The organism is Prevotella sp. AM34-19LB (genome assembly GCF_003468525.1).
Lineage (GTDB): Bacteria > Bacteroidota > Bacteroidia > Bacteroidales > Bacteroidaceae > Prevotella.
In genome coordinates this window covers 1-9,730 of record NZ_QSIG01000072.1, presented here as the reverse complement: position 1 = coordinate 9,730, position 9,730 = coordinate 1, and the positions used below count along the sequence as shown (strand labels likewise).

The 9,730-nt window shown below is 47.8% G+C and carries 7 protein-coding genes and 2 pseudogenes; 6 read left to right on the top strand and 3 right to left on the bottom strand.

All coding sequences use genetic code 11. The annotated features are described in order from the left end of the window. Window positions 1–151: 151 nt before the first annotated feature. A complete protein-coding gene (locus tag DW830_RS14450; protein ID WP_119250375.1) occupies window positions 152–1,429 on the bottom strand; it encodes a DUF3078 domain-containing protein in 1,278 nt (425 codons plus the stop codon). A 137-nt stretch (window positions 1,430–1,566) separates the two neighbouring features. Here DW830_RS14450 and DW830_RS14445 point away from each other — a divergent pair, with 137 nt between their 5' ends. From DW830_RS14445 to DW830_RS14420, 6 genes and pseudogenes are all read left to right on the top strand, one after another. Next, entirely contained in the window at window positions 1,567–3,171 is a 1,605-nt protein-coding gene (locus DW830_RS14445) for a CTP synthase (RefSeq protein WP_119250374.1), read from the top strand. A 76-nt stretch (window positions 3,172–3,247) separates the two neighbouring features. After that, window positions 3,248–5,184, top strand: a pseudogene (yidC, locus tag DW830_RS14440) (membrane protein insertase YidC). A 244-nt stretch (window positions 5,185–5,428) separates the two neighbouring features. Next, complete coding sequence (locus DW830_RS14435; protein WP_022111675.1) at window positions 5,429–5,635, top strand: helix-turn-helix transcriptional regulator; 207 nt, start codon at window positions 5,429–5,431, stop codon at window positions 5,633–5,635. A gap of 12 nt (window positions 5,636–5,647) precedes the next feature. Continuing rightward, the gene (locus DW830_RS14430) at window positions 5,648–6,004 is read left to right on the top strand and encodes a HipA N-terminal domain-containing protein (RefSeq protein WP_119250373.1); all 357 of its coding nucleotides are present in this window, start codon (window positions 5,648–5,650) and stop codon (window positions 6,002–6,004) included. A gap of 15 nt (window positions 6,005–6,019) precedes the next feature. Beyond that, window positions 6,020–6,961, top strand: coding sequence for a HipA domain-containing protein (locus DW830_RS14425; RefSeq protein WP_119250372.1), 942 nt, complete (start codon window positions 6,020–6,022; stop codon window positions 6,959–6,961). An 82-nt stretch (window positions 6,962–7,043) separates the two neighbouring features. After that, window positions 7,044–7,472 carry a rhodanese-like domain-containing protein gene (locus DW830_RS14420; protein ID WP_119250371.1) on the top strand — a complete coding sequence of 143 codons (429 nt, stop codon included), beginning with the start codon at window positions 7,044–7,046 and terminating at the stop codon, window positions 7,470–7,472. A gap of 109 nt (window positions 7,473–7,581) precedes the next feature. Here DW830_RS14420 and DW830_RS14415 read toward each other — a convergent pair. Beyond that, window positions 7,582–9,043 (bottom strand): annotated as a pseudogene (locus tag DW830_RS14415) (DUF1846 domain-containing protein). A 143-nt stretch (window positions 9,044–9,186) separates the two neighbouring features. After that, window positions 9,187–9,627, bottom strand: coding sequence for a helix-turn-helix domain-containing protein (locus DW830_RS14410; RefSeq protein WP_233544566.1), 441 nt, complete (start codon window positions 9,625–9,627; stop codon window positions 9,187–9,189). Between the last annotated feature and the right edge of the window lie 103 nt (window positions 9,628–9,730).

Here is a 9,730-nt window from a genome sequence, read left to right as displayed (position 1 = left end):
AAAGCTTTCTTAATATTTTTAAAGCTTTTGCCCTTACAGGGCGGCATTGTTGATTGCGGCTTTTAACCCAGGGTGTTGCCCTGGGCTGGGAGCTTCTGCCCTTTCAGGGCGTGTGGGGCAAACCGTCACAGGGCGTGCGGGGCGAACTTTTCTAGAAAGAGTAAGAGAATCCGATAGACATGAACTCCTTGAACTGCCAATAGCTCTGATCATCCTTACGCTTTGCTCCATCATCGAAACGAGGATAGAGGAAGATATTCGATGAAATATAACGATTGAACTGGAAGGTAATCGTATTTTCCCATTCTATCTCTGCACGCTTGTAAGTAGTATATGCCCAGAGACGGGTCTTCCACTTCAGGTTCTCCATCACCTGCCAAGACAGATCGAAGGTACACTCAGAACCGTAATCGGTCATACCATGCTGTCCCTCCTTCAAACCATATCTTGTGGCAAGATCCTCACGGCCCACATACTTCCAGTTGAACGCCAAAGGAGCCAGATGGGCACTACCCTTCAACCTGTGGTTGAGCCAATCCACCGAATAATCCATACCGACAGAGAGGTTCAGATTGAATGGTGAGAAGAAATCGGAATAAACCTTCTTGTCATTACTCTTGTAACCATGGGCAAACTGCGTCTGTGCCACCATCTGGATGGTATAATACCATTTCCTGGATGCCTGAAGACCTAATTTACTGGTGTATCGGATCAAGTCGTCGGATGTCTTGAGCGAATGCACCGAGTCTCCCTTGGAAGTCTGGTAACCCAATCGCATTTCCAGTTTGTTCTCCCACTTCACCTTCTGCTTGTTGTTGTAATTCGCCATCATCGTTACACGTCCCAGCAGAGAGTAGTTGCTCTCACCACCCTTGTACCAGTTGTCAGATACATAGTTTTGCAGGAACTGCAGATAGTAATCTCCGCCGAAAGTCCAGAAGTTAGGTTTGAAGATCACGATATCCGATGGCGCTGTTTCCGGTTCGAAGACCTTAGGTGCCACCTCTTCTATAATGTCGCGCTTCGGCTTCTTGGCCTTTGTATCCGCCACGATTGGAGCGCCCACCTCTTCCAGATGTCGCTGCGTAGTCTTCACCAGGTCTGGACGGTTGAGATAGACGTCCATCAGCGTCTTATCGAGCATCACGCCAAGCGAATCACCTACCCCTCCCTCAGGACGGAGGCGCAGGAACTGATTGGCAGGTGAACGATAATACGTGAGTGGGGTGAAGAGCATGGCATATCGGGAGTCATCCGAAGACATCTCAGTAGAGTCGATACGCTCCCTGATGTGAGCCAGCGAGTCCACATAACTTTTCACTATCGATGGAGTTTTCACCACCACATTATGCCTGCGGGAACGTTGGGCATCTGCCGTCACAGCACCCGCAAGCAAAGCTAAAATGAGTAATCCAAATCTTATTTTCATTCCTTCATATACTAATTTGGGCACAAAGGTAACAAAATAATTCTAAATTCAACGCCATTCTTTACAAATATTTTGGCTAATTCATAATTTTATAGTAACTTTGCACCCAAATAATTCTAATTTAAATTATAAACATCGTGGCTGATACAAAGTACATCTTCGTTACCGGTGGTGTGGTTTCTTCTTTGGGTAAAGGAATCATATCTTCATCCATCGGTAAACTTCTTCAAGCAAGAGGCTACAACATTACTATCCAAAAGTTTGACCCATACATCAACATCGACCCGGGTACACTGAACCCGTACGAGCATGGTGAGTGCTACGTAACGGTAGATGGTATGGAGACCGACCTCGACCTCGGACACTACGAGCGATTCACCGGTATTCAGACTACGAAAGCGAATTCTCTCACCACTGGTCGTATCTACAAGGCAGTCATTGACAAGGAACGTCGCGGCGATTATCTCGGCAAAACCATCCAGGTGGTGCCTCACATCACCGACGAGATCAAGCGCAACGTGAAGCTGCTCGGCAAGAAGTATCACTATGACTTCGTGATTACCGAAATTGGCGGAACCATCGGCGACATCGAGAGTGCCCCATACATGGAAGCTATCCGACAGCTGAAATGGGAGCTGGGCAAGAACGCCGTCAATGTGCACCTCACCTATGTGCCTTATCTGAAGGCTGCAGGCGAGTTGAAGACAAAGCCTACCCAGCACTCCGTGAAGGAACTGCAGAGCGTAGGTATTCAGCCAGATGTTCTGATTCTCCGCACCGAGAAGCATCTCGAAGAGGGAATCCTGAAGAAGGTGGCAAGCTTCTGTAACGTAGATCTCGACTGCGTGATTCAGAGCGAAGACCTTCCTAGTATCTACGAGGTACCTGTAAACATGCAGAACCAGGGCCTCGACACCGCCATCCTCCGCAAGATGGGCGAGCCTATCGGAGAGAAGCCTGCGCTGGGTCCTTGGAGAACCTTCCTCGACCGCAGAAACAAGGCTACCGAGGTGGTAAACATCGGTCTCGTAGGAAAGTACGACCTGCAGGATGCCTACAAGAGCATCCGCGAGAGCCTCTCGCATGCCGGCACCTACAACGACCACAAGGTGAACATTACATTCATCAACTCAGAATATCTCACAGAAGAGAACGTGGCTGAGCAGCTGAAGGGGCAGGACGGCATCGTCATCTGTCCAGGATTCGGCCAGCGCGGCATCGAGGGCAAGATCATCGCTGCCCACTATACCCGCACCCACGACATCCCTACCTTCGGCATCTGCCTGGGTATGCAGATGATCGTCATCGAGTTCGCCCGCAACGTATTGGGCTACAAGGATGCCAACTCGCGTGAGATGGATGAGAAGACTCCACATAATGTCATCGACATCATGGAGGAGCAGAAGAACATATCAAACATGGGTGGAACCATGCGACTCGGCGCCTACGAGTGCGTGCTGAAACAGGGCAGTCGCGTGTTCAACATCTATAAGAAGGAGCATATCCAGGAGCGCCACCGCCACCGCTATGAGTTCAACAACGAGTTCCAGAAAGAATTCGAGAAGCACGGCATGATGTGCGTAGGCCGCAATCCGGAAAGCGACCTGGTAGAGGTAGTTGAAATCCCGGGCTTGAAGTGGTACATCGGAACACAATATCATCCAGAGTACCAGAGCACGGTATTGAAGCCACACCCATTGTTTGTTGACTTTGTAAAGACAGCCATCGCTAACAAGAAATAGCGCAGGCTGGCTTTAGGCAGCAGAATGGCACAGCATTTGCTGTCTCCTCAGAGAAAATAAAACAATAAAAATAATAATGAATAAGAACAACATTATCGGTTTCCTCCTGATTGCCGTAGTGCTGATAGGCTTTAGCTGGTACAACCAGCCATCAGCCGAAGAGCAGAGAGCGGCATTCGTTCAGGACTCCATCGCCAAGGCGAAGCACGCCGAGATGGAAAAAGCCAGCAAGACTGCCGCTGTTAAGCGCCAGGCGGATGCTAAGGCTAAATTGAGGCAGACTCTACAGCCCTCTTCTATTCGGCGCTGAAGGGTCAGGCTCAGAAAGTAGTTTTGAAAAATGAGAAGGTTGAGCTGACTCTCAACACCAAGGGTGGTACTGTCGAGAAGGCAGTCATCAAGGGATACGTGGGTCACAACCTCAAGGTGAAAGATGGTTCTGCCGACCAGAAGGACGTAACTCTCTTCGACGGCAACGACCAGAGCCTCAAGTTCATGCTCGAGGCAAAGGAGGCCAACATCATCACCAGCGATCTCTATTTCACACCATCCAACGTGACCGACAAGTCTGTCACCATGACTGCAGTGGCTGCCCCAGGCAAGACCCTCAGCATGACCTATACCCTCGGCGACGACTATATGCTCCACATGAGCCTGCAGGCAGAAGGTATGGCAGGACTGTTCTCACCTAGCTGCAACAAGATGAGTATCGACTGGAGCGACAAGGCGCGCCAGCAGGAACGTGGATTCATGTTCGAGAACCGCTACACCACCCTCACCTATCATAAGGCAGAGGGCGGCACCGACCACCTGAACGAGGGCAGCGAGAAAATCGACGAGAAAATTGAAGAGACTATCGACTGGGTATCTTTCAAGAACCAGTTCTTCTCAGCTATTATTGTAGCTAAGGACAACTTCGACAAGGATGCCTTCATGACCTCTATTCCTCAGGAGAAGGGTTCGGGCTACCTGAAGCAGTTCCAGGCTAAGATGAAGACAGCCTTCGACCCAACCGGCAAGAAGGCGTCTGAGTTTGAGTTCTACTTCGGTCCTAACGACTTCCAGATTCTGAAGAATACTGAGAAGGAGAGCACCTTCGGCAAGGACCTGGAGTTCCAGAAGCTCGTTTATCTGGGATGGCCTATCATCCGCTGGATCAACCGTTTCTTCACACTCTACGTGTTCGACTGGTTGAGCAAGGTATTCCCAATGGGTATCGTATTGATTCTCATCACATTGCTCCTCAAGCTCATCACCTACCCTATGGTAAAGAAGAGCTATATGAGTTCTGCCAAGATGCGTGTGCTGAAGCCAAAGCTCGAGGCTGCTACAGCTCAGTTTAACAAGCCTGAGGATCAGATGCAGAAGCAGCAGGCGATGATGGCAGAATATGCCAAGTATGGTGTTAGTCCACTGTCTGGTTGCTTGCCAATGCTGATTCAGATGCCGGTTTGGGTTGCGATGTTCAACTTCGTGCCTAATGCCATCCAGCTTCGTGGTGAGAAGTTCTTGTGGATGAACGACTTGAGCACCTTCGACCCAATCTTCGAGTGGAACACCAACATCTGGTTGATTGGCGACCACTTGAGTTTGACCTGTATTCTCTTCTGCGTAGCCAACCTGTTGTACTCATGGATGACGATGCGCCAGCAGCGTGACCAGATGGTAGGTCAGCAGGCAGAGCAGATGAAGATGATGCAGTGGATGATGTATCTCATGCCATTGATGTTCTTCTTCATGTTCAATGACTACTCAGCAGGTTTGAACTTCTACTACTTCATCTCATTGTTCTTCAGTGCCGCAATCATGTGGACCTTGCGCAAGACCACCAACGACGAGAAGCTCCTCGCCATTCTGGAGAAGCGCTACCAGGAGAACAAGAACAACCCTAAGAAGGCAAGCGGCCTCATGGCAAGAATGCAGGCCCTCCAGGAATTGCAGCGCCAGCAGCAGGAAGAGATGATGCGTAAGCAGGCAGAACTGAACGAGAAAAAGAATAATCTCGGAAAATAAAGTTTTCTAGATAATAATGAAAGCGTAATGATTACCGGTAAAGGTATTCGTTACGCTTTTTTATTTCCCAAAGGATATATTTCGCTTTTCTACCCCCGAAAAGGTATAATTTGTTAAATGATATTATAAATTATACCTTTTCGGGGGTATTTTCATTTTTATTCGTATATTTGCCACCGAAAGGGTATAATATAATATCATTAATAATAGGATTTTACCCGAAAGGGTATAAAAGAAATAAAATATGAGCAATACATTATCATCATACGTCAAGGAAATGCGCAAGCAATTCGGATTGACACAGGTGGATCTGGCTGCGAAATCGGGCGTAGGTCTCCGATTCGTAAGAGAACTGGAACAGGGAAAGGAAACATTAAGACTGGACAAAGTTAATCAGGTTCTCCTTCTCTTCGGCCAGGAAATAGGTCCCGTTCCTATCAAAAAAGAATAAAAACAGAATTTTATGAAACAAGGAAAGATTTATCTCTACAACCAATACGTAGGCCTGCTGACGGAAGATGAAACGGGCTTCACCTTTGCCTACGATGCTGATTATCTGGCATCGGATGGTGCAGAAGCCGTGAGCCTGACGCTCCCGTTATCCGACGAGCCCTACCACGACACCGTACTGTTTCCCTTCTTCGATGGACTGATACCCGAAGGATGGCTGCTGAATATCGCAGAAAGCAGTTGGAAAATCAACCAGCGGGATAGAATGTCGCTCCTACTTGCATGCTGCAAGGATTGCATCGGAGCCGTCAGCGTCATCCCGGTCGAAGAACCAACATCAGAAGGAACAAACGCTTCACCCCAAAACTAAAAAGGAGAAAGAATGATGGAGAAATGTCTATATTGCTATAAACCGCTCAAGCCAGGGCAGGTAGATTACCATCCTGCTTGTGCCCGAAAACTCTTCGGCACCAAGGAAGCTCCTGTCCTACCCTATGTCAGGAAGGAAATAGGCAACCTGGCTAAACAGGTAGTGCGTGCCCAGACCACCCTCACCGGTGTACAGGCAAAGCTCTCGCTCGATGTGAACCCAGGCGGAAAGAACGAACCATCCCGCTTCACCATTGTAGGACTCTGGGGAAAATACATCCTCAAGCCCCAGACCGACCGCTATCGCTGTCTTCCAGAAATAGAAGACCTCACGATGCATCTTGCCGAAGCCGCCAAAATCGCCGTGGTTCCGCATGGTCTGATTCGCTTTGCCGATGGCGAACTCTGTTACATCACCCGAAGAATTGACCGACTGGATGATGGCACCAAAGTACCAATGGAGGATATGTGCCAGCTGTCAGAGCGCCTTACCGAATACAAATACAAAGGTTCCTACGAGCAGGTAGCCAAGCTCATCAAGAAGTATTCATCCTTCTCACAGCTCGATCTCGTGAACTATTGGGAGGTAGTTATCTTCTCATGGATTACCGGCAACGCCGACATGCACCTCAAGAACTTCTCGCTCTACAACAACAGGAAACTGGGCTATGGATTAACCCCAGCCTACGACCTGCTCTGCACGAAGATAGTGATGCCGGAAGATACCGAGGAACTCGCCCTGACACTAAATGGAAGAAAAAGAAAGATTCTGAAATCAGATTTCATCAAGGTGATGACTGCATCAGGACTCAGCGAGAAAGTTATCAACAACATCGCCAAGAAGTTCCGTCGCTCAATCGTGAAATGGCTCGATCTGATAGATGCCTCTTTCCTGCCTGATGGCATGAAGAAAGAATATAAGAAACTGATTCTCAGCAGAGTCATGGCATTAAGATAAATCCTTCCTACAATTGTTTCTGCCGAGCAGAACAAACGAGAAAAAAAACAAAAAAGCAAGAATAGTATAAACAAAACAAGAAATGAAGAAAATACTCTTATCACTTTTAGCAGCTGTTGGCTTGTCAACCACCGGCTGCTCAGCACAGGCAGGCAAATCGGCCTCAGCAGCAAAAACTGCCCCATCTGACGGCATCACCATTTTGGCTCCTCAAGCCTTTATCAACCAGGCTAAGGCAGATACCACCAGCTTCCTTCTCGATGTCCGCACTTCCAAAGAATACGCAGAAGGTCATCTGGCTGGCGCCCACCAATTGGATTACCTCAACCCCGAGGCTTTCGATGCCGGCATCAAGCAGCTGGATAAATCCCGCACCTACTACATCTATTGCAGAAGCGGAAAGCGGAGCCATGGTGCATGCCTGAAAATGAAGAAGCAAGGCTTTAAGGTCTATGATATGGAAGGGGGAATCCTCAACTGGACAAAGCTCGGAATGCCTGTGGAAAGATAAAAATTACCCCCGAAAAGGTATAATCAATCAAACTTTACGATTAACTATACCCTTTCGGGGGTATTTTATATAATTCGAATCTACTTCTTCTATAGAATTTAATTCGAATTTACTTCTTCAACACCGGCTCGCAGGTGATATCCACTCCGAGCTTCTTGAAAATCTTCTGATCTACATCACTCAGCATCACGGTGCAATGAGCCTGGCAGCCACGGAGCTTAGGCAACTGCTCCAAAGCTTTCTTGCAGTTATCATCATTCTCTGAGAGAACAGAGAGGCTACAAGAACCTCATCGGTATGAAGACGAGGATTATGACCGCCGAGATAATTAATCTTGGTATGCTGGATAGGCTCAATCATCGACTGAGGAATCAACTTCAACTCGTGGTCGATGCCAGCCAGATGCTTGGTTACATTCAAGATCAATGCCGCGCTACAACCCAGCAACTCGCTGCTGTGACCGCAGATAATCGTACCATCCTCCAATTCAATCGCAGCAGAAGTATGGCCTGTCTCCTTCTTATGATCCTTAGCCGCTACAGTCACCTTGCGATAATCCGTAGTAATCTTAGCCTGCTTGAAAAGCAGCTGAATCTTGCTGATCTCCTCCTCGTTGCACGCACCAGCCGCCAACTTGTTGGTAGCCGCATAATAACGGCGGATAATCTCGTTCTTCGAAGCCTCGCAGCAAACCTCATCATCAGAGATGCAGAAGCCCACCATATTCACACCCATATCGGTAGGTGACTTATAAGGATTGCTTCCGTAGATACCCTCGAACAGGGCATTGAGCACTGGATAAATCTCTACGTCACGGTTGTAATTGATGGCAATCTTGTTGTATGCTTCCAGATGGAATGGGTCGATCATGTTCACATCGTTAAGATCGGCAGTAGCAGCCTCGTAAGCGATGTTCACCGGATGCTTCAATGGGAGATTCCATACAGGGAATGTCTCGAACTTAGCATAGCCTGCACGCACACCACGCTTGTTCTCGTTATAAAGCTGGCTCAGGCAGACAGCCATCTTACCGCTACCAGGACCCGGAGCAGTAACAATCACCAGCGGACGCTCAGTCTCTACATAATCATTCTTGCCGAAACCCTCATCAGAAGCTATGAGATCTACATCGTGAGGATAACCCTCGATGAGATAATGGCAGTAAGTCTTGATGCCCTCACGCTCCAAGCGCTGCTTGAAGGCGATGGCTGCAGGCTGACCATTAAAATGAGTAATAACAACAGAACCCACCATAAAACCACGGTTTTGGAATTCACCACGCAGGCGAAGCACATCCTCATCGTAAGTGATACCCAGATCGGCACGCTTCTTGTTCTTCTCAATATCGGCAGCACTGATCACGATAACAATCTCGATGCTATCGCTAATCTTCTGAAACATGCGCAGCTACTATCAGGCTGGAAACCTGGCAAAACGCGGCTGGCGTGATGGTCATCGAAAAGCTTACCTCCCAATTCGAGATAAAGCTTTCCATCAAACTGTGAGATTCTCTCCTTGATATGTTCGGACTGAATCTTCAGATACTTCTCGTTGTCAAATCCTATTTTCATTGTGTTTTATATATTTTGCGGTGCAAAATTACAAAAAAAGTATCGTACTAACAAATCTTTTATCCGAAAAAATAAAAGAGAACTGCTACATATAGGCATCCAAGACAGGAAAATGCTTGTTGTCATACTCCTCAAGATAGTTTTTATAATCCATCCACATCAGGGAACCGGTTTTTCCGAACAGAGTCTCTCCATTGTCCTGGTGTAAATCCCGTCTTAGCCTTGAAAATCTTATAGAGATGAGCGTGGGATGAGAAGCCGCATTCTGAAGAAATGGTATCATTGCTGTACCTGCATTCTTCCAGCAGCATACGCTGCGCCTCCTTGAAACGGATATCGCTGAGCCAGATTCTGAAACTGCTCTTCAGACAATTTTCGAAATACATACTCAATTCATTGCGAGGAATGCCCAACTTAACAGAAAGCATCGGCATATTCACCGTACTGTCTCTGTAGCCACCCTTGTCACACCAGCTGGCTAGCATCGATTCTATGATAGAGATTTTCTCAGAACCCAATCCCACTTCCTCACTCTCTTCCATCACCTCAAGAGGTTCATCGGCTGTATCCAGCTCCAGTCTCACCTCCGCAGGATCATATTATAGCCATATCCCAGGAACTGATGGTAAAGGAAATCAAGGAAAAAAGCATCAGGGGTCCCACACAATAAAGAAGCGGACGATAGCA

Bases quoted from the DNA above. Each gene is read 5' to 3' on its own strand.
- DW830_RS14450 (WP_119250375.1), bottom strand. From the start codon at position 1,429: ATGAAAATAAGATTTGGATTACTCATTTTAGCTTTGCTTGCGGGTGCT.
- DW830_RS14435 (WP_022111675.1), top strand. From the start codon at position 5,429: ATGAGCAATACATTATCATCATACGTCAAGGAAATGCGCAAGCAATTC.
- DW830_RS14430 (WP_119250373.1), top strand. From the start codon at position 5,648: ATGAAACAAGGAAAGATTTATCTCTACAACCAATACGTAGGCCTGCTG.
- DW830_RS14425 (WP_119250372.1), top strand. From the start codon at position 6,020: ATGGAGAAATGTCTATATTGCTATAAACCGCTCAAGCCAGGGCAGGTA.
- DW830_RS14420 (WP_119250371.1), top strand. From the start codon at position 7,044: ATGAAGAAAATACTCTTATCACTTTTAGCAGCTGTTGGCTTGTCAACC.